This window comes from Ancylobacter vacuolatus (genome assembly GCF_030813595.1).
Classification (GTDB): domain Bacteria; phylum Pseudomonadota; class Alphaproteobacteria; order Rhizobiales; family Xanthobacteraceae; genus Ancylobacter; species Ancylobacter vacuolatus.
Window position 1 is genome coordinate 103,496 of the sequence record NZ_JAUSUH010000007.1, and the last position, 18,435, is coordinate 121,930.

Below are 18,435 nucleotides of genomic sequence, written 5' to 3' on the forward strand. Positions count from 1 at the left end.
ATGGACGGATTCAACGTGCTGTGGATCCAGTCCGGCGGCTGCGGCGGCTGCACCATGTCGTTGCTTTGTGCCGAGGCGCCTGACCTCGCCGCCACGCTCGGGAGTGCCGGCATCCGCTTTATCTGGCACCCGACCTTGTCGGAGGAAACTGGAACGGAGGCGCTCGCGCTGTTTGAGGCCGTGCTTTCCGGCGAGTTGCGCCTTGATGCGCTCTGCGTCGAGGGCGCCATGCTGCGCGGGCCCAACAATACCGGGCGCTTCCATCTTCTCGCCGGGACCGGCGTGCCGACCATCGACTGGGTGCGCAGGCTGGCAGCACTGGCGAAGAACGTGGTCGCGGTCGGCACCTGCGCCGCCTATGGCGGGGTGACGGCGGCGGGACCGAACCCGGCCGATGCCTGCGGCCTGCAATATGACGGGCGGCGAGTCGGCGGGGCGCTCGGCGCCGCGTTCCGCTCCCGCAGCGGCCTGCCCGTCATCAACATTGCCGGCTGCCCGACGCATCCGAACTGGATTACCGAGACCCTGATGCTGCTGGCGGCGGGACTGCTCGGCGCCGACGATCTCGACGTCTATAACAGGCCCCGCTCCTATGCCGACCAGCTGGTGCATCATGGTTGCCCGCGCAACGAGTATTACGAGTACAAGGCGAGCGCGGAGAAGCTTTCCGACCTTGGGTGTATGATGGAACATCTGGGCTGCGTCGGCACGCAGGCCCATGCCGATTGCAACACCCGGTTATGGAACGGCGAAGGCTCCTGCACGCGCGGCGGCTATGCCTGCATCAACTGCACCGCGCCGGAATTCGAGGAGCCCGGCCACGCTTTTCTGGAGACGCCGAAGATCGCCGGCATTCCCGTCGGCCTGCCGACCGACATGCCCAAGGCGTGGTTCGTCGCCCTGTCTTCCCTAGCCAAGGCGGCAACGCCTGACCGGCTGAGGCGCAACGCCACCAGCGACCATGTGGTGGCGCCGCCGGCCGTGCGCGATCTCAAGCGGCGGTGAGCGTGGCGGACGCGGGGGGAGGGACCAGAAGGCTGGTGGTCGGACCGTTCAACCGGGTCGAAGGCGACCTGGAAGTGCGGCTCGACATTGCCGGCGGCGAGGTCTTGGCGGCCTTCGTCACCTCGCCGCTATTCCGTGGCTTCGAGCGCATACTCGAAGGGCGCGACCCGCGCGACGCGCTGGTTATCGCCCCGCGCATCTGCGGCATCTGCTCGGTGTCGCAATCCCATGCCGCCGCTCTGGCGCTGGCCGGGGTGCAGGGCGTGGCACCGACGGCGAACGGGCGGGTTGCGACCAACCTCCTCGTCGCCACCGAGAACGTCGCCGATCACCTGACGCATTTCCACGTCTTCTTCATGCCGGATTTCGCCCGTGCCATCTATGCCGGCCAACCCTGGTTCGCGCGTGCCGAGACCCGCTTCAAGGCGGCGCAAGGCACGTCCGTGCGGGCGGCGCTGGCGACGCGAACCACACTGCTGCATGTGCTCGGCCTGCTCGCCGGACGTTGGCCGCACACCCTCGCCATCCAGCCTGGCGGTGTGACGCGCGGCGCCGATGCGCGCGACAAGATGCGGCTGCTGGCGACGCTTGGCGCGACGCGTCAGGAGCTGGAGGAGCGGCTGTTCGGCGCGCCTCTGGCACGCATTGCCGCGCTGGCGGCGCCGGAGGAACTGGATGCACTGCGCCGTGGCGAAAGCGACCTTGCGCTGTTCCTCGCCATTGCCGAGGATCTTGATCTCGCCAGCCTGGGCCGCGCCTATGACCGCTACCTGAGCTACGGCGCCTATCCCGACGAAGACGGCCGGCTCTATGCGCGCGGCATCGTCACGTCTGAGGGACGCGGCGCACTGGATACCGACGCCATCGCCGAAGACCACACCAATGCCCGAATGGAAGGACGCTGGCGCGCGCATCACCCGTTCGAGGGCTTCACCTTTCCCGATGCGACGGATGAGACCGGCTACAGCTGGTGCAAGGCGCCGCGTCTGGCCGGCCTGCCCTTCGAGACCGGGGCCGTGGCGCGGCAGATGGTTGACGGCCAACCGCTGATCCGCGCGCTCGTCGCCTCGGGCGGCGGCAGCGTGTTCGTGCGCGTGCTGGCGCGCCTGATCGAAACGGCGCGCACGCTTCTGGCTATGGAAGACTGGGTGCGACGGCTGGAGCCCGGCGCGCCCTGGTGCGCCCAAGGCGAGATGCCGCGCGAGGGCCGTGCCGCCGGCCTGACCGAAGCGGCGCGGGGCGCCCTCGGCCACTGGCTGCGGGTCGAAGACGGACGCATCGCCGGCTACCAGATCATCGCGCCGACGACGTGGAACTTCTCTCCGCGCGATGCCGCCGGCGTGCCGGGGCCGCTGGAGGCCGCCTTGGTGGGCGCGCCGGTACGGCAGGGCGAGACCACGCCGGTCGCGGTGCAGCATATCGTGCGGTCCTTCGACCCCTGCATGGTGTGCACGGTGCACTGAGCGAAGCCATGCGAGGAGACCGGGAAGGAGAGGAGCGCGCGGCCGAGGAGATACTCGTGCGCGGTCTGGTGCAGGGCGTCGGCTTCCGCCCTTTCGTGTGGCGGCTTGCCCGCCGGCTTGGTGTCGAGGGGAAGGTGTCGAATGTCGGCGACGCGGTGTCGATCCACGCCGCCGCGCCGCCCGAGGTGCTGGAAGCCTTCGCTCTCGCTCTGGCGGAGGAGGCGCCCCCGCTCGCCCGTGTCGAGACGGTGGAGCGCACCCCGTCGCGCCCGTTCCGCTGTGACGGCTTCACCATCGCGGCGAGCGCGCCCGGCACGGTTTCGGCGGGGGTCGTGCCCGACATCGCCACCTGCCCGGCCTGCCTCGCCGAGATCCGCGATCCGGTCGCCCGGCGCCACCGCTACGCTTTCACCAATTGCACCGACTGTGGGCCTCGCTTCTCCATCGTCGAGGGCCTGCCCTATGACCGCGCGACCACCACCATGCGCGGCTTCCACCTCTGTCGCGAATGCCAGCGCGACTATGGCGACCCAGCCGACCGGCGCTTTCACGCCCAGCCGATCGCCTGCCCAGCCTGCGGGCCCCGCCTCGCGCTGGAGCTGGGTGGTGCGCGTGTTCCCGGCGATCCGCTGGCTGAGGCGGCCGGGCGTCTGACGGCCGGGGCGATCCTCGCCATCAAGGGCATCGGCGGTTTCCATATCGCCTGTGACGCCACCAATGAGGCGGCGGTCGCCGAACTGCGGCGGCGCAAGTGCCGCCCGGTCAAGCCGCTGGCGCTGATGGTGCGCGACCGTGCCATGCTGGATCAACTCTGCGCGGTGGAGCCGGCGGAATGGGAGGCGCTGTGCGGTCCCTCCGCCCCCATCCTGCTCCTGTGCCGGCGCGACGGCGCAATGCTGGCGCCCTCGCTGGCGCCGGGGAATGCCCTGCTCGGCGTGATGCTGCCCTACACGCCGCTTCAGCATCTGTTGATGGAGGCCGTCGACCGGCCGCTGGTGATGACCAGCGCCAACCGCTCCGGCGAGCCGCAGATTTATCGCGACGAAGAGGCGCGGGAAGGGCTCGAGGGCATCGTCGACGGGGTGCTGGGTCACGACCGCCCCATCGCCCGGCGGCTTGACGACAGCGTGGCACGGGTGGCCGCCGGGGCCCTGCGTGTGATGCGGCGCGGGCGCGGCCTGGCGCCGGCGCCCCGTCCGCTGCCGCCGAGCTTCTCGTCGGCACCGGCGGTGCTCGCCCTCGGTGGGGAACTCAAGAGCGCCATCTGCCTCTCGACGGCCGGTCGGGCGCTGCTCTCCCACCACCTCGGCGATCTCGACGAACTGACGACGCAGGACGCGTTCGAAACGGCCATCGCCGACTATGCGGCTCTGTTCGACCATCGGCCGGAAGCCATCGCCGTCGACCTCCATCCAGACTATCGCGCCAGCCGGCGCGGCGCTGGCCTGGCGGCTGAGCGCGGGCTGCCGTTGATCGGCGTCCAGCATCACCACGCCCATATCGCCGCTGCCATGGCGGAGAATGGGTGGGCAGTGGATGCCGGCCCGGTCATCGGCATCGCGCTGGACGGGCTCGGCCTCGGCGAGGACGGCACCGCCTGGGGCGCGGAAATCCTTCTATGCGACTACACGCACAGCCGTCGGCTGGCGCGGCTGAGGTCCATTCCGCTCGCCGGCGGCGACGTGGCGAGCCGCGAGCCGTGGCGCGTGCTTCTCGCCCATCTCGACGCATCGCTGCCACCGGGCGAGATTCCCCCGGCGCTATTTGACGGGCTGCCGGCCGCAACGTTGCGGGCGATGATTGCGCGGGGGATCAACGTGCCGCTGGCGAGTTCCGCTGGCCGACTGTTCGACGCCATGGCGGCGCTGCTGGGCCTCGCCCCGCCCCGCCTGAGCTTTGAGGGGGAGGCGGCGATGGCGCTGGAGGCTCTGGCCGCGAGCGCGCCGGGAACTCATGGCTTCTATGCCTTTGGTGTCGTAGCCGAAAACGGCCTCGCCACGATCGACCCGGCGCCGATGTGGCGTGCCGCCGTCGCCGATCTGGGAGCCGGCCAGCCGCGAGCGGTGATCGCCGCGCGCTTCCATGCCGGCGTGGCGCGGGCCTTCGCCGACGCCGCCCTGGCGGCGGCAGCGGAATACGGGGCGCGCGCCCTCGCGCTCTCCGGGGGAGTGATGCAGAACGCCGTGCTGCTCGACCATCTCGTCGCGCGTCTGGCGCCGACGGGACTCCCGCTGCTCATTCCCGCCGAGGTGCCGGCCAATGATGGCGGGCTCGCCTTCGGTCAGGTCGCGGTTGCTGCAGCGCGACTGATGCAGCGGTAAGCCGCTTTCCGGTCGGTACAGAAAGCGGTCTTGCAGCTTCCGCTCCGCCGGCCGGGATGAAAGTCAACTCATTGGAATTAGACGAATTATTCGTCTGGCACGACCATTGCTGATGTCTTCCTCGCCGGTGCACCTCGACGTGCGCCGAGGCAATCGATCGGGAGGATCCGCCGCATGGCCGGGCTTGAGACATTTTACGAGGTGATGCGACGCCAGGGCATCACCCGCCGCTCGTTCCTGAAATACTGTTCGCTAACCGCCGCCGCGCTCGGGCTGGGGCCGGAATTCGTGCCCGAAATTGCCCATGCGATGGAAAACAAGCCACGCACCCCGGTGCTGTGGCTGCATGGGCTGGAGTGCACGTGCTGTTCAGAGAGCTTCATCCGCTCGGCGCATCCGCTGGTGAAGGACGTCGTGCTGTCGATGATCTCGCTGGATTACGACGACACCCTCATGGCGTCTGCCGGCCACCAGGCGGAGGCGATCCTCGATGAGGTGATGGAGAAGTACAAGGGCAATTACATCCTCGCGGTGGAGGGAAACCCGCCGCTCAACGAGGATGGCATGTACTGCATCATCGGTGGCAAGCCCTTCGTGGACCAGCTGAAAAAGGTGGCCAAGGACGCCAAGGCGGTGATCTCCTGGGGCTCCTGCGCCTCGCATGGCTGCGTGCAGGCGGCGCGCCCGAACCCGACCCGCGCCACCCCGGTGCATGAGGTCATCCTCGACAAACCGATCATCAAGGTGCCGGGCTGCCCGCCTATTGCCGAGGTGATGACCGGCGTCATCACCTACATGCTCACCTTCGACCGCCTGCCCGAACTCGACCGGCAGGGGCGGCCGAAAATGTTCTATTCCCAACGCATTCACGACAAGTGCTACCGCCGGCCGCATTTCGACGCCGGCCAATATGTCGAGGCCTTCGACGATGAGGGCGCGCGCAAGGGCTACTGCCTCTACAAGGTCGGCTGCAAGGGCCCGACGACCTACAACGCCTGTTCGACCACCCGCTGGAATGATGGCGTCTCCTTCCCGATCCAGTCCGGCCACGGCTGCATCGGCTGTTCGGAGGATGGCTTCTGGGACAAGGGGTCCTGGTATGCGCGCCTGACAGATCTCAAAGGCGTCGGCTTCGGCATTGAAGCCAATGCTGACCGCGTGGGCATGGCGGCGGCTGGTGTCGTCGGCGGCGGCATCGCGGTGCACGCCGCGGTCAGCGCGCTCAAGCGCGCCCGACACAAGGATGCTGACCAGCAGAGCACGCCGGCCGATCACAACAACAAGGGAGAGGCGGCATGACCATCCAGACGCCAAACGGCTTCACGCTCGACACCTCCGGCAAGCGCATCGTCGTCGATCCGGTCACGCGCATCGAAGGCCACATGCGCTGCGAGGTGAACGTCGATTCCGACAATGTCATCCGCAACGCGGTCTCCACCGGCACCATGTGGCGCGGGCTCGAAGTGATCCTCAAGGGTCGGGACCCGCGCGATGCCTGGGCCTTCGTCGAGCGCATCTGCGGCGTGTGCACCGGCTGCCACGCCCTGGCCTCGGTGCGCGCCGTCGAGGACGCGCTTCAGATCAAGATCCCCAACAACGCCTTCCTGATCCGCGAGATCATGGCCAAGGTGCTGCAATGGCATGACCATGTCGTGCATTTCTACCATCTGCATGCGCTGGACTGGGTCAACCCGATCAATGCGCTGAAGGCCGACCCCAAGGCGACCTCGCAGCTCCAGCAGATGGTAGGGCCGGACCACCCCAATTCCAGCCCCGGCTATTTCCGTGACGTGCAGAACCGGCTGAAGAAGTTTGTCGAGAGCGGCCAGCTCGGCCTCTTCAAGAATGGCTACTGGGACAATCCTGCCTACAAGTTGCCGCCGGAAGCAGACCTGATGGCGGTCACGCATTATCTGGAGGCGCTCGATTTCCAGAAGGAGATCGTCAAGGTTCACACCATCTTCGGCGGCAAGAACCCGCACCCGAACTACATGGTCGGCGGCGTGCCCTGCGCCATCAACATCGACGGCGACATGGCTGCCGGCGCCCCACTCAACATGGAGCGCCTCAATTTCGTGAAGCTGAAGCTCCAGGAAGCGTTCGAGTTCTCCAAGAATGTCTATGTGCCTGATGTGATCGCCATCGCCTCCTTCTACAAGGGCTGGCTCTATGGCGGTGGCCTGTCCGGGCTCAACGTCATGGACTATGGCGACTACGAGGCTATCCAGGGCCAGAAGAGCACCGACCGCCTGCCGGGGGGTGTCATTCTCAACGGCAACTGGGCAGAGGTTCACCCCATTGACCCGCGCGACCCGGAGCAGGTGCAGGAGTTCGTTACCCATTCCTGGTACACGTATGGTGACGGAGATGCCGACAAGGGGCTGCATCCCTGGGACGGCGTCACCGAGCCGCAATATAAGCTCGGTCCCGACGCCAAGGGCACCCGCACCGACATCCAGCAGATCGACGAGAACGCCAAATATTCCTGGATCAAGGCGCCGCGCTGGAAGGGTAACGCCGTCGAAGTGGGTCCGCTCGCTCGCTACATCCTCGCCTATGCCCAGGGCGTCGACTATGTGAAGGGGCAGGTCGACGACTCGCTCGGCCGCTTCAACGCGCTGGCCGGCACCAGCTTCACTCCGAAGCAGGCCCTGCCCACCACGATTGGCCGCACCCTCGCCCGCGCGCTGGAGGCGCATTACTGCGCCGAGATGATGCTGGGCGATTTCGACAACCTCATTGCCAACATCAAGGCGGGCGACCGCTCCACCGCCAATGTGGAAAAATGGGACCCCGCCACCTGGCCGAAGGAGGCCAGGGGCGTCGGCACGGTGGCGGCGCCGCGCGGGGGGCTCGGCCACTGGATCAAGATCAAGGACGGGCGGATCGAGAACTACCAGTGCGTGGTGCCGACCACGTGGAACGGCGGGCCGCGCGATCCCAAGGGCAATATCGGCGCGTTTGAGGCTTCGCTGATGAACACGCCGATGGAGCGGCCGGAGGAGCCGGTGGAAATCCTGCGCACGCTCCACTCCTTCGACCCGTGTCTGGCCTGTTCGACCCATGTCATCTCGCCCGACGGGGAAGAGATGGCGCGGGTGACGGTGCGCTAGGGAGGTGGCCATGAGCGACATCTCTCCCGCCTTGAGCGCTCCCACCGCCCCTGCCGCCGCGCCCATCCCGGAGGGGCGGGCGGCTGCCGGACGCAGGCTGACCACTCTCTATGTCTATGAGGCGCCGGTGCGCCTCTGGCATTGGGTGAATGCCCTGTCCATCGTGGTGCTGTGCATCACCGGCTATCTGATCGGCTCGCCGCTGCCCACGCTCTCCGGTGAGCCCAGCGCCCATTACCTCATGGGCACTATCCGCTTCCTGCACTTCGCGGCGGGCTACATCTTCGCCGTGGGATTCCTAGGGCGGATCGCCTGGGCCTTCCTCGGCAATCGCTATGCCCGGGAGCTCTTCACCTTTCCCTTCTGGCGCAAGAGCTTCTGGCGGGGGCTGTTTGTCGAGATTCAATGGTACATGTTCCTGAAGACGCGGCCGCTGAAGTTTGTTGGCCACAACCCGCTCGCCCAGCTGTTTTTGTTCTGGGTAATGGTGGTGGGCTCCCTCTTCATGATCGGCACCGGCTTCGCCCTCTATTCGGAGGGGACAGGCATGGGTTCCTGGCAGGACACGCTTTTCGGCTGGATCATCCCGCTGCTCGGCGGCAGCCTGTCGGTGCACACGCTGCATCATCTCGGCATGTGGGTGATCATTCTGTTCGTGCTGGTCCATGTCTATTCGGTGATCCGCGAGGACATCATGTCCCGTCAGTCGATGATCTCCGCCATCACCAACGGCTATCGCAGTTTCCGCGACGACGATCCCGACTGAAGGCTCCTTCCAGCTTTCAGGCGGCGGCCGTGCGGGGGGCGCGGCCAGTGTGGGGCGCAGCTTCGGCTGCGCCCTCTTTTTTGGCTGATTGATTTCCGTTTTATGGTCAAACTGGAAAGGAGCCTTCCATCCGAGAAGCGGTCCTGTGCTGAGGGTTCTCTATTTTATAATATAAAACAATAAGTTAGCTCCCATATGCCGTCTTGGCACGGGGCTTGAATTAAGAAGCATTCGAAAGAACGGCGCAGACCGTTCGCACCCTAGGGACCAGAGACACACGCTCGGGAGGCGTCGGCCCATGGACGACGATCGCATTCTTGTCCTCGGCATCGGCAATATATTGTGGGCCGATGAGGGGTTCGGCGTCCGGGTGATCGAGGCGCTCGACGAACGCTACGAGCTTCCCGGCCATGTATCGGTGCTCGATGGCGGCACGCAGGGGCTCTACCTGCTGCCCCATCTCGAAGACGCGGCGGCCGTCATCATCGTCGACGCCATCGACTACGGCCTGCCGCCGGCGACGCTGAAGCTGCTCCGCGACGACGAGGTTCCGGCGGTGCTCGGCACCCGCAAAGTGAGCCTGCACCAGACCGGATTCCAGGAAATCCTTGCGCTGCTGCGCCTGCGCGAGCGCGCGCCCCGCCAGTTGCTGGTCGTCGGCGTGCAGCCGGAGCGGCTCGACGATTATGGCGGCGGGCTCACCCCGGCCGTGGCGGCCCAGGTTGAGCCGGCGCTCGCGGCAGTGCTGCGCCTCCTCGCCGAGGAGTTCGGCGTCGTCGCCACACCGCGCCGCTCGCGGGAACGTTTCACGGCGCCTGCCATTTCACGCCAAGACTATGAGACCGGACGCCCGAGCGCCCAGGCCGCCTGTCGCGTCGGCGACGCGCGGGTGCTCGCCGGCCGGCCGCGCGGGTGAATGCCATGTGTCTCGGCCTTCCCATGTGCATCGAGACGATCGCCGGCTGGAGCGGCCGCTGTCGCTATGGCGATGCACTTCACGTCGTCGACCTGTCTCTCCTGCCCGAGGCGCATCCGGGCGACCATGTGCTCGTCTTCCTCGGCGCGGGGCGCCGCCTTCTGGACGCCGACGAGGCCGAGCGGATCGCTCTGGCGCTCGCCGCGGTGGAGGCGGTGATGCGCGGCGACACCACGTCCGTTGATGCCGCCTTCGCCGATCTCGCGGGGCGCGAACCGATGCTGCCGCCGCATCTCGCCGCGGCGCTCGCCGCCCAGCACGCTACAAAGCCGGAGGAAACCACGCCGTGACCCTCACTCGTTCCGATGCCGCCGCTCTGCATCCGCTGGTCGCACGCCTCATCGAGGTGCAGGGTTATCCTTGGCTCGACGGCGAGACGGTCGGCGAGGGGCCGGCCGGCGTGCGGCTGCTGTTCCTTCCGGCCCACGGCCGAGGCCATGTCGAGACGCCGGATATCGCGGTCGTGCTGCCCGAGCTCGCCGTGGCGCTTGGCACGGATGGCGGCGCCGTTGCGGGCCCGGCCTGCGAGCGGCAGCTGCGTGAGGCGCTCGGAGGCATCGCCCTGCCGGCCATCGTGGTGCTGCGAGACGGCGCGCCCGTCGGGTCGCTCTCCCGCATGCGTGACTGGGACGAATTCCTCGACCGCCTCGCCCCGCTGGTGGCGGCGGCCCGGGAGGGATCGTCGCTTGCCGCCACCCCGCTTTCAACCGCGCTTTCGTGAGGCTGCCATGGCTCTGCCCTACGCCACCGTTCCTCCCCTCGGCTATGGTCCCGGCAGCCAGCCGGACGGCGAGGATGGCCTCGCCTATATGCCGATGCCCTCAGGCATGCGCACATATGAGGCCCACCTGCCGGAGATCGAGGACGCCGAGCGCGCCCTCCCGGCGATCGCGTTCCTGAAGGCGATCCAGGAAGCGCTTGCGCGCGCAGAGCCCGGCGAGACCACCGCGCTCCCGCTCGAGGGGCTGGAGGCGGGCGCTCGGGCGCTCGTCGCCGAGACGCTGGGCGAGGGCGAGGTGTCGGTTCTGGTCCAGACGCCCGGCGGGCGAATCGAGATCCAGGAGGCGACGCTCGCCGGTGTGTGGCGCGTGCGCGGCGGCGCCGCCCAGCCGGACCGCGAGCGGATCGAAATCGCAGCCTTTCCGCGTGGCGCGCTGATCCGCGCCTTTCCGCGGGAATGGCCGGTGGATGTCGACGGTACGGCCCGCCTGCCGGGCGTCGTCAACGCCCCCGCCATCCTCGCCGAGATCGTCCACAAGAGCCGCGAGCGTCGCACCGACGAACTGCCGCATGTCATCAACCTGACCCTGCTGCCGGTAACGCCGGAGGATATCGTCGCCCTCGAGTCCCGGCTGGGGCAAGGCGGCGTGGTGATCCTCTCGCGCGGCTACGGCAATTGCCGCATCGAGGCGACGGCGCTGCGCGACGTGTGGCGGGTGCGCTACTTCAATTCGTCCGACACGCTGATCCTCGACACGATCGAGATCGTCGACGTTCCAGCGGTGGCCTGCGCCGCGCCGGAGGACCTCGCCGATTCCGCCGCGCGCCTCGTCGATATCCTCGAAACGGTAGGTTAGGCGATGGCCGCTCCACGCTTTGAAGGCTCATTTCTCGGCGACGTCACGCGCCTGCCGCCGGACGCGGTTCTGGAATGCAAGATTTGCTGGCAGGTCTACGATCCTGCCGAGGGATGCGATTACTGGCAGGTGCCGGCCGGCACGCCCTTCGCGCGCCTGCCCGACCATTGGCGCTGTCCGCGTTGCGATGGGGCGCGCGACCAGTTCATGGTCGTCGACACCACCGCGAGCACCAGCCTTGCCGCGTCGGCCGTTCCCTCCCCGGAGGCGATGGCGCCGGTAGACCCGCTGACGGGCCTTGCCGCCGAGGCGGCTCGCCGTTTCGAGGCTGTGTTCCGTGAGGTGCATGTCGGGCAAATGCGCGGCATGCCCATCGTCAATGAGACGCTGGACGTGCGTGCCATCGGCTTCCGTCCGCATGAGAGTGGGGTGATCGGCGTGCTCGTCACGCCGTGGTTCATGAACATTGTCCTCATTCCCGGTCCTGGGGACGATTGGAGCCGCCTTGGGGTGGGAACGCGCACGCGGCTCGACTTCCCGTCCGGCCCATACGAATTCATTGGCGCCAACCGCCCGGAGACGGGGCCCTACAAGGCGTGTTCGCTGTTCTCGCCAATGTTCGAGTTCACCTCGATGCTGCAGGCCGAGGAGACGGCGCGCGCGGCGCTGGCGGCACTGTTCGACCCGGCCCTGCGTGACGACGAGGACGAGTCCGCCGGCAAGGGGCCGGAGCCGACGGCGGGCGGCACGCGCCGGGCCGAACCGAGCCGGCGGGCGTTGATCTTCGGCGCCGGCTCCGGCGACCCGGGGAGCACGCGCGCATGAGCCTCGCCGCGCTCGACATCGCCTTCGATGCGACCTGCCGGGACCGGCGCTGGCGCTTTGCGCCGGTTGCCGGGCCGGACGTCGCACGTTGTGTGGTCGGGCGCTCCCCGGAGGCGGCGGCAGACCTCCTGCCGCGAGTTTACAATCTGTGCAGCGGCGCGCATGCGGTGGCCGCCGCCGCCGCTCTCGGCCTGCCTGAGCCGTCCCGCGACAGCCTGAATGAGCGCCTGCGCGACCACGCCGTCGCGGTGTTTGCCGAATGGCCAGCCCTGTTCGGCGGCGGGCCGGATCGGGAGGCTCTCCGTCGGCTCGCAGGGACTGCCGAGGACCGTCTCGCCCTGCGACGCCATGTGCTTGGTGACGATTTGGCTGCAAGCTTGCTGGATCTGGCGCAGGCGACGCCGGCCGAGTTCGGCAAATGGCTTGGCGGTGCGACAAGCCCGACCGCGCGACTTATGCGACGGCTGCGAGAAACGCTTCATCCCGATTGGGGACGGGTGGAACTCGACCGACCGGACATGGCCGACGTCGTCGCGGCGCTGGAGGAGGGCACCCCGCGCCGCGCCCGCGAGACGACCGCAGCCGATGGCTGGCACGCGGCACCACTGATCCGCGATCTACTGGCCTGCGAGGGGATGAGCCTGTTCGTGCGCTTGCTGGCGCGGCTGCTGGACCTTCTCGCAGGTCTTGCCGGGAACGCCGGGCCTGCTCCGGACGGCCGTCCGCCGTCCGGCATCGGCTTTGCCCGCGCGGCGCGCGGCCTTCTCGCCCATCGCGCGCGCGTGGAGAGCGGTGTCGTCGTTGATTACCGTATCCTCGCGCCCAGCGCGTGGAATCTTGCCCCCGATGGCCTGCTGGCGCGTATGCTCGCCGCCTTGCCAACCAATGACGAGACGTCGCGGCTGGCGCGGATCGCGGTTGCCGCCGTCAATCCCTGCGTGCCGGTGCGTCTTAGCTTTGAGCGTGGGGAGAGACGCGGCAATGCATGAGATGGCGATCTGCGAGAGCTTGCTTGATTCCCTGCGGGACGCGGCCCGCCACCATGGTTTCGCGCGGGTGACGCGGGTGCGGGTCAGCGTCGGGCAGTTCGCCGGCGTCGAGGTCGAGGCGCTGCGTTTCGGCTTTGACGTAGTGATGCGCGGTTCGATTGCCGAAGATGCGGAACTCGTCGTGCTGGAAGAACCCGGTTCGGCCTGGTGCTTCGACTGTTCGACCACCGTTTCCCTGCCGGATCGCCTCGCCCTCTGCCCGCATTGCGGTGGTGGACGGCTGCGCCCGAACGGTGGAACGGATTTGCGGATCAAAGATCTGGAGGTGGTGTGATGTGCGTGACCTGCGGCTGCGGACCCGACGAGGTCTCGATCTCCGATGCCCATGGCGCCGCGCGTAACGGCAGCGGCGGTCATCACCACCCTTCCCACGGCCACGATCATCCCCACGAGCATGGCCACGACGGGCATCGTCACACGCACAGCCATGACGAGCCCAGCCACGCTCACGCTCACCCGCACGAGTCCGCCCCTTCCGGGGAGCAACGGCTGGTGGAACTGGAGGACCGCATCCTCGCCAAGAACGACGCTTACGCCGCGCGCAACCGTACGCAGTTCGGCGCAGGCGGGGTGTTTGCGGTCAACCTGCTCGCCGGCCCCGGCGCGGGCAAGACGACGCTGTTGGTGGAAACGCTGAAGGCGCTTGGTGGGCGCGTTCCGGCGGCGGTGATCGAAGGCGACCAGCAGACCCAGAACGATGCCGAGCGGATCCGCGCCACCGGCACCCCTGCGGTGCAGGTCAACACCGGCAAGGGCTGCCATCTCGATGCCCATATGGTCGGCCATGCGCTGGATGAGCTGCCGCTGCCGCCGGGCGGGCTGCTGTTCATCGAGAACGTCGGCAATCTCGTGTGCCCTGCCGCCTTCGACCTCGGCGAGACGCGCCGGGTGACATTGCTGTCTGTTACGGAAGGCGAGGACAAGCCGCTCAAATACCCCAATATCTTTGAGACGGCCGATCTCGTCCTTATCACCAAGGTCGATCTGCTGCCGCATCTCGACATCGACATGGCCGCCATCGAGCGCAACATCGCCCGCGTCAACCCGACGGCTTCGATCCTTCAGTGTTCGAGCCGTGGCGTGCCCGGCCTCAAAGCTTGGCTCGACTGGCTCGCCGATCAGCGGCGCCAGCTTCTCGGCTCTCTGGCGGCGGAGGCCGAGAGCCGGGCGCAGGCCCTGCGCGCCAGTGCCGGGCAGGCCTGGAGCGCAAGCGGGGAGGCGACCACGTGACCGCGACGCGCGCCGGTATCCTCGTCGTTGACGACGAGCCGCGTTCGGTCGAGGTGATCGCACGCGTGCTCGGCGAGGATTTCGACGTTCACACCGCGCTGGGCGCCGCCGAGGCGCTCAAGATCCTTGAGAACGAGTGGATCCAGGCGATTTTCTGTGATCAGCGCATGGCCGAGCGCTCCGGCGTCGATCTGCTCACCGAGGTGCGCGCGCGCTGGCCGGAAGTCGTGCGCATCATCGTCACCGGCTACACCGATCCCACTGACATGATCGGTGCGATCAACGATGCGGGCATCTACCAGTTCATCACCAAGCCGTGGCATCCGGACCAACTCCTGTTGGCCGCTCAGGGTGCGACACGGCTCTACCAGCTCCAGCGCGACCATGACCGCCTTTCGCTGGAACTGAAACTGGCCGCTCCCGCAGCGCAGGCTCGCGTGCTGGAGCGGCACGAGAAGGTGCTGGCGAATTTCCATTTCGACACACTGGTCCGCGCGCCCGACAGTCCGCTTAACGAGATCTGCCGGCAGGCCGCGCAGGTGGCGACCTTCGACATTCCGGTGCTCATCCTCGGCGAAACCGGAACCGGCAAGGAGCTGCTGGCGCGCGCTATCCATTATTCCAGCCTGCGCTCGGAGCAGCCGTTCTTCGCCGTGAACTGCGGGGCTATCCCGGACGAGTTGCTGGAATCGGAGCTCTTCGGCCACAAGAAGGGTGCCTTCACCGGCGCGCACACGCAACGCATCGGCCTGCTCGACCAGGCGGATGGCGGCACGGTACTGCTCGACGAGATCGGCGACATCACGCCCGCCTTCCAGGTTAAGCTGCTGCGCTTCCTGCAGGAAGGGGAGATCCGCCCGGTCGGCTCGAACGAGGTCCGGCGGGTGAATGTGCGGGTGCTCGCGGCCACGCATCGTGAACTCGCCTGCGAGGTCAGGGCCGGGCGCTTCCGCGAGGACCTCTATTATCGCCTGACGGCGCTCACCCTGACCCTGCCGCCGCTGCGGGAGCGGCGCGGCGATCTGCGGGCGCTGACGCAGCGGCTGCTCGACCATCTCTCCGCCACCCATGGAAAGCGGGCGAAAGGCTTCACCGCCGAGGCGCTGGGCTGCATCGAGGCTTATGACTGGCCCGGCAATGTCCGGGAATTGCAGAATGAGGTGACGCGCATGCTGGTGCTGGCCGGCGGAGAGCATTTGGGCGCCGACCTCCTGTCGCCGCATGTCGTGCATGGGGCTGCCGCGGCCTCTGCCAAGGCCATGCCGTTCGAGACGGCAATCCGGGATAGCGGCCCGCTCAAGGATCGGATCGAGCGTATGGAGGCGCTTATCCTGATGGAAACGCTGGTGCGCTGCCGTTGGAATAAGAGTCGCGCCGCCGAGGAACTCGGCCTGTCCCGTGTCGGCCTGCGGGCCAAGCTCGAACGCTACGGCATCGCCCGTGAGGGTGCGTTCGGGCGCAGCCATTGAGGAGAAACCAATGTGCCTCGGCATTCCCGGTCGCATTGTCGCGATCGTCGATGAAGATGCGATGCTGGCCACGGTCGATGTTTCAGGCGTCCGGCGGGCCGTCGACGTCGTCTGCGTCGCAACGCCCGGCCGCCCGCTCGCCGATCTCGTCGGCGCCTGGGTGCTGGTGCATGTGGGCTTCGCCATGAGCTTAATTGATGAGGAAGAGGCGGCCGCGACGCTGCGGGTGCTTGCCGAGATCGGCGAGGCGGAGGCCGAGCTTGAGGCCATTCGCACCGGCAGTGTCGAGCTGCCGTCGCCCCCCGTCATTCCGGCCGCGACCTGAGGGGAGAAGGCACGCCATGCGTTTCGTCGACGAATTCCGCGATCCTGCCCTTGCCCGCGTCGTGATCCGCGAGATCGAGACGATCGCCGCTCGCATGGAACGCGGCCGCGAGCGGCCCTTCGCTGTCATGGAGGTCTGCGGAGGGCACACGCACGCCATCTTCCGCTACGGGCTGGAAGGACTGCTGCCGGACATCATCGAGTTCGTCCACGGCCCCGGCTGCCCGGTCTGCGTCTTGCCAATGGGGCGCGTTGACGACTGCGTCTCGATTGCCGAACGGCCTGAGGTCATCTTCGCCACCTTCGGCGATGCCATCCGCGTGCCGGGCTCGCGCAAGAGCCTGCTGACCGCTAAGGCCGAGGGGGCGGACATACGCACCGTCTATTCCCCGCTCGACGCGCTGGCGCTGGCGTGCCGCAACCCCGACCGCGAAGTGGTGTTCTTTGGCCTCGGCTTCGAGACCACCATGCCCTCGACCGCGCTGACCATACGGCGCGCCGCCCGTGAGGGTGTTGGTAATTTCTCGATCTTTTGCAATCATATCACCATCATCCCGACCTTGCGGGCTCTGCTCGAGACTCAGGATCTCGGGATCGACGGCTTCATCGGGCCGGGCCATGTGTCGATGGTGATCGGCACCGAACCCTATCGGTTCATTGCCGAAGAGTTCGGCAAGCCGATGGTGGTTTCCGGCTTCGAGCCGCTTGATCTGCTGCAGTCGCTGTTGATGGTGCTGCGCCAGCTCGAGAGCGGCGTGGCGAAGATCGAGAACCAGTATGCGCGCGTGGTGCCGGACACCGGCAACCGGGCGGCGATGGAGGCGGTCGCTGAGGTCTATGAGCCGCGCGAGACCTTTGAATGGCGCGGGCTCGGCTCCATCGCGCATTCCGGCGTCCGGCTGCGCGAGCGCTATGCGCGTTTCGACGCGGAGCGACGCTTTGCCGTACCAGAGATCAGCGTCGGCGACCCGGCGTCCTGCCGCTGCGGCGAGGTCCTCACCGGCAAGCTCAAGCCCTGGGGATGCCCGATGTTCGGCACGGCCTGCACGCCGGAAACCCCGCTTGGCGCGCTGATGGTTTCCTCCGAAGGCTCCTGCGCGGCCTATTACCAGTATGGCGGCGTACGCCAGCCCCAGTTCGAAGGTGCCGCATGAACCCGCATGTTCGCCATCTGCGGCGCACGCTTCCGGCCACCGTCACGCTTGCCCATGGCGGCGGCGGCAGCGCCATGCGTGACCTGATCGAGGGGGTCTTCATCGCCGCCTTCACCGACTCTGACGCGCCGCTGGAGGATCAGGCGTGCTTCGATCTGGCCGCACTGGCAGCCGTCGGTGACCGGCTCGCCTTCACCACCGACAGCTTTGTGGTCGACCCGCTGTTCTTCCCCGGCGGCGACATCGGCACGTTGGCTGTGTGCGGCACGATTAATGATATCGCCATGGGCGGCGCCCACCCTGTGGCGCTCTCCTGCGCCATGATCGTGGAGGAGGGGTTGCCGGTCGAGATCCTGCGGCGCGTGGCCGCCTCCATGGCCGAGACGGCGCGGGCGGCGGGAGTGCCGATCGTCACGGGCGACACCAAGGTCGTGGCGCGCGGCGCCTGTGACAAGCTCTTCGTCACCACGACGGGCATCGGCGTCGTGCGCGCAGGCGCGCATATCGGCATCGGCCGGGCGCGGCCCGGTGATATCGTGCTGGTGAACGGCCTCCTCGGCGACCACGGCGCGGCCATCCTCAGCGCGCGCGGCGATCTCGCGCTGGACAGCGCCATCGAAAGCGATTGCGCGCCCCTGCATGGCCTTGTCGGCGTGCTGCTCGACGCTGCGCCGGGAACCCGTAGCCTGCGCGACGCCACGCGCGGCGGGGTAGCGGCCGTGCTCAACGAGCTGGCGGAAGCAAGTGGCGTCGGGGTGCGGCTGCGCGAGCTGGACCTGCCGGTGCGCCCGGAGGTCGTCGGCTTCTGCGAGATTCTCGGGCTCGATCCGCTCTATCTCGCCAATGAGGGCAAGCTTGTCGCGGTGGTGCCGCCGGAAGAGGCCGAGGCGGCGCTTGCCGCCTTGCGAGCGCATCCGCTTGGCCGCGAGGCCAGGGCCATCGGCCGGATTGTCGAGACGCGGCCCGGACGGGTGGTGATGGAGACCCGTTTCGGCGGGGAGCGGATCGTCGATATGCTGGTCGGCGACCAGTTGCCGCGCATCTGCTGACGCTGACCTCATGGTCGACAGGCGGGCGGGGGCATCGGCCGCCGGGACGAGGCCGCGTCGCGGCATCGAGAAATCGTCGAGAAAGGCGAGGCGCTCGCGCATCGGCGGCACTCC

The 18,435-nt window shown here is 67.8% G+C and carries 18 protein-coding genes; all 18 read left to right on the forward strand.

The window, feature by feature from the left end; all coding sequences use genetic code 11:
* The 18 genes from J2S76_RS15715 to hypE all read left to right on the forward strand — a co-directional run bounded on the left by J2S76_RS15715 (position 1) and on the right by hypE (position 18,321).
* Positions 1-1,005: an NADH-quinone oxidoreductase subunit B family protein gene (locus tag J2S76_RS15715; RefSeq protein ID WP_307061782.1), complete on the forward strand. Its 1,005-nt coding sequence runs from the start codon at positions 1-3 to the stop codon at positions 1,003-1,005.
* Between the two features lie 35 nt (positions 1,006-1,040).
* Positions 1,041-2,468, forward strand: coding sequence for a nickel-dependent hydrogenase large subunit (locus J2S76_RS15720; protein WP_307061783.1), 1,428 nt, complete (start codon positions 1,041-1,043; stop codon positions 2,466-2,468).
* Between the two features lie 56 nt (positions 2,469-2,524).
* Positions 2,525-4,789: a carbamoyltransferase HypF gene (gene hypF, locus J2S76_RS15725; RefSeq protein ID WP_370874765.1), complete on the forward strand. Its 2,265-nt coding sequence runs from the start codon at positions 2,525-2,527 to the stop codon at positions 4,787-4,789.
* A 174-nt stretch (positions 4,790-4,963) separates the two neighbouring features.
* Complete coding sequence (locus J2S76_RS15730; RefSeq protein WP_307061786.1) at positions 4,964-6,088, forward strand: hydrogenase small subunit; 1,125 nt, start codon at positions 4,964-4,966, stop codon at positions 6,086-6,088.
* Positions 6,085-7,902, forward strand: coding sequence for a nickel-dependent hydrogenase large subunit (locus J2S76_RS15735; protein ID WP_307061788.1), 1,818 nt, complete (start codon positions 6,085-6,087; stop codon positions 7,900-7,902). Before J2S76_RS15730 ends, J2S76_RS15735 begins: the two co-directional genes overlap by 4 nt.
* Positions 7,903-7,912: 10 nt before the next feature.
* On the forward strand, positions 7,913-8,668 hold the full coding sequence (cybH, locus tag J2S76_RS15740; RefSeq protein ID WP_307061790.1) for a Ni/Fe-hydrogenase, b-type cytochrome subunit: 756 nt from the start codon (positions 7,913-7,915) through the stop codon (positions 8,666-8,668).
* A 298-nt stretch (positions 8,669-8,966) separates the two neighbouring features.
* On the forward strand, positions 8,967-9,584 hold the full coding sequence (locus J2S76_RS15745; RefSeq protein ID WP_307061792.1) for a HyaD/HybD family hydrogenase maturation endopeptidase: 618 nt from the start codon (positions 8,967-8,969) through the stop codon (positions 9,582-9,584).
* A gap of 5 nt (positions 9,585-9,589) precedes the next feature.
* Entirely contained in the window at positions 9,590-9,934 is a 345-nt protein-coding gene (locus tag J2S76_RS15750) for a HypC/HybG/HupF family hydrogenase formation chaperone (RefSeq protein ID WP_307061794.1), read from the forward strand.
* On the forward strand, positions 9,931-10,365 hold the full coding sequence (locus J2S76_RS15755; RefSeq protein WP_307061797.1) for a thioredoxin domain-containing protein: 435 nt from the start codon (positions 9,931-9,933) through the stop codon (positions 10,363-10,365). The genes J2S76_RS15750 and J2S76_RS15755 overlap by 4 nt, the downstream gene beginning before the upstream one ends.
* A gap of 7 nt (positions 10,366-10,372) precedes the next feature.
* Positions 10,373-11,221, forward strand: coding sequence for a hydrogenase expression/formation protein (locus J2S76_RS15760; protein WP_307061799.1), 849 nt, complete (start codon positions 10,373-10,375; stop codon positions 11,219-11,221).
* A 3-nt stretch (positions 11,222-11,224) separates the two neighbouring features.
* Positions 11,225-12,046, forward strand: coding sequence for a [NiFe]-hydrogenase assembly chaperone HybE (locus tag J2S76_RS15765; RefSeq protein ID WP_307061801.1), 822 nt, complete (start codon positions 11,225-11,227; stop codon positions 12,044-12,046).
* The gene (locus tag J2S76_RS15770) at positions 12,043-13,035 is read left to right on the forward strand and encodes a nickel-dependent hydrogenase large subunit (RefSeq protein WP_307061803.1); all 993 of its coding nucleotides are present in this window, start codon (positions 12,043-12,045) and stop codon (positions 13,033-13,035) included. The genes J2S76_RS15765 and J2S76_RS15770 overlap by 4 nt, the downstream gene beginning before the upstream one ends.
* On the forward strand, positions 13,028-13,369 hold the full coding sequence (gene hypA / locus J2S76_RS15775) for a hydrogenase maturation nickel metallochaperone HypA (RefSeq protein ID WP_307061805.1): 342 nt from the start codon (positions 13,028-13,030) through the stop codon (positions 13,367-13,369). Before J2S76_RS15770 ends, hypA begins: the two co-directional genes overlap by 8 nt.
* Positions 13,369-14,325 (forward strand): hydrogenase nickel incorporation protein HypB, encoded by a 957-nt coding sequence (gene hypB, locus J2S76_RS15780; RefSeq protein ID WP_307061807.1) that lies wholly within the window; start codon positions 13,369-13,371, stop codon positions 14,323-14,325. Before hypA ends, hypB begins: the two co-directional genes overlap by 1 nt.
* Complete coding sequence (locus J2S76_RS15785) at positions 14,322-15,794, forward strand: sigma-54-dependent transcriptional regulator (protein ID WP_307061809.1); 1,473 nt, start codon at positions 14,322-14,324, stop codon at positions 15,792-15,794. Before hypB ends, J2S76_RS15785 begins: the two co-directional genes overlap by 4 nt.
* 10 nt (positions 15,795-15,804) lie before the next feature.
* Positions 15,805-16,119 (forward strand): HypC/HybG/HupF family hydrogenase formation chaperone, encoded by a 315-nt coding sequence (locus tag J2S76_RS15790; protein WP_307061811.1) that lies wholly within the window; start codon positions 15,805-15,807, stop codon positions 16,117-16,119.
* Between the two features lie 16 nt (positions 16,120-16,135).
* Positions 16,136-17,272, forward strand: a complete 1,137-nt coding sequence (gene hypD, locus J2S76_RS15795) for a hydrogenase formation protein HypD (protein WP_307061813.1) — start codon at positions 16,136-16,138, stop codon at positions 17,270-17,272.
* Positions 17,269-18,321 carry a hydrogenase expression/formation protein HypE gene (gene hypE, locus J2S76_RS15800; protein ID WP_307061815.1) on the forward strand — a complete coding sequence of 351 codons (1,053 nt, stop codon included), beginning with the start codon at positions 17,269-17,271 and terminating at the stop codon, positions 18,319-18,321. The genes hypD and hypE overlap by 4 nt, the downstream gene beginning before the upstream one ends.
* Positions 18,322-18,435 lie beyond the last annotated feature (114 nt).

Bases quoted from the DNA above. Each gene is read 5' to 3' on its own strand.
- J2S76_RS15715 (WP_307061782.1), top strand. From the start codon at position 1: ATGGACGGATTCAACGTGCTGTGGATCCAGTCCGGCGGCTGCGGCGGC.
- J2S76_RS15730 (WP_307061786.1), top strand. From the start codon at position 4,964: ATGGCCGGGCTTGAGACATTTTACGAGGTGATGCGACGCCAGGGCATC.
- J2S76_RS15735 (WP_307061788.1), top strand. From the start codon at position 6,085: ATGACCATCCAGACGCCAAACGGCTTCACGCTCGACACCTCCGGCAAG.
- cybH (WP_307061790.1), top strand. From the start codon at position 7,913: ATGAGCGACATCTCTCCCGCCTTGAGCGCTCCCACCGCCCCTGCCGCC.
- J2S76_RS15745 (WP_307061792.1), top strand. From the start codon at position 8,967: ATGGACGACGATCGCATTCTTGTCCTCGGCATCGGCAATATATTGTGG.
- J2S76_RS15750 (WP_307061794.1), top strand. From the start codon at position 9,590: ATGTGTCTCGGCCTTCCCATGTGCATCGAGACGATCGCCGGCTGGAGC.
- J2S76_RS15760 (WP_307061799.1), top strand. From the start codon at position 10,373: ATGGCTCTGCCCTACGCCACCGTTCCTCCCCTCGGCTATGGTCCCGGC.
- J2S76_RS15765 (WP_307061801.1), top strand. From the start codon at position 11,225: ATGGCCGCTCCACGCTTTGAAGGCTCATTTCTCGGCGACGTCACGCGC.
- J2S76_RS15770 (WP_307061803.1), top strand. From the start codon at position 12,043: ATGAGCCTCGCCGCGCTCGACATCGCCTTCGATGCGACCTGCCGGGAC.
- hypA (WP_307061805.1), top strand. From the start codon at position 13,028: ATGCATGAGATGGCGATCTGCGAGAGCTTGCTTGATTCCCTGCGGGAC.
- hypB (WP_307061807.1), top strand. From the start codon at position 13,369: ATGTGCGTGACCTGCGGCTGCGGACCCGACGAGGTCTCGATCTCCGAT.
- J2S76_RS15790 (WP_307061811.1), top strand. From the start codon at position 15,805: ATGTGCCTCGGCATTCCCGGTCGCATTGTCGCGATCGTCGATGAAGAT.
- hypD (WP_307061813.1), top strand. From the start codon at position 16,136: ATGCGTTTCGTCGACGAATTCCGCGATCCTGCCCTTGCCCGCGTCGTG.
- hypE (WP_307061815.1), top strand. From the start codon at position 17,269: ATGAACCCGCATGTTCGCCATCTGCGGCGCACGCTTCCGGCCACCGTC.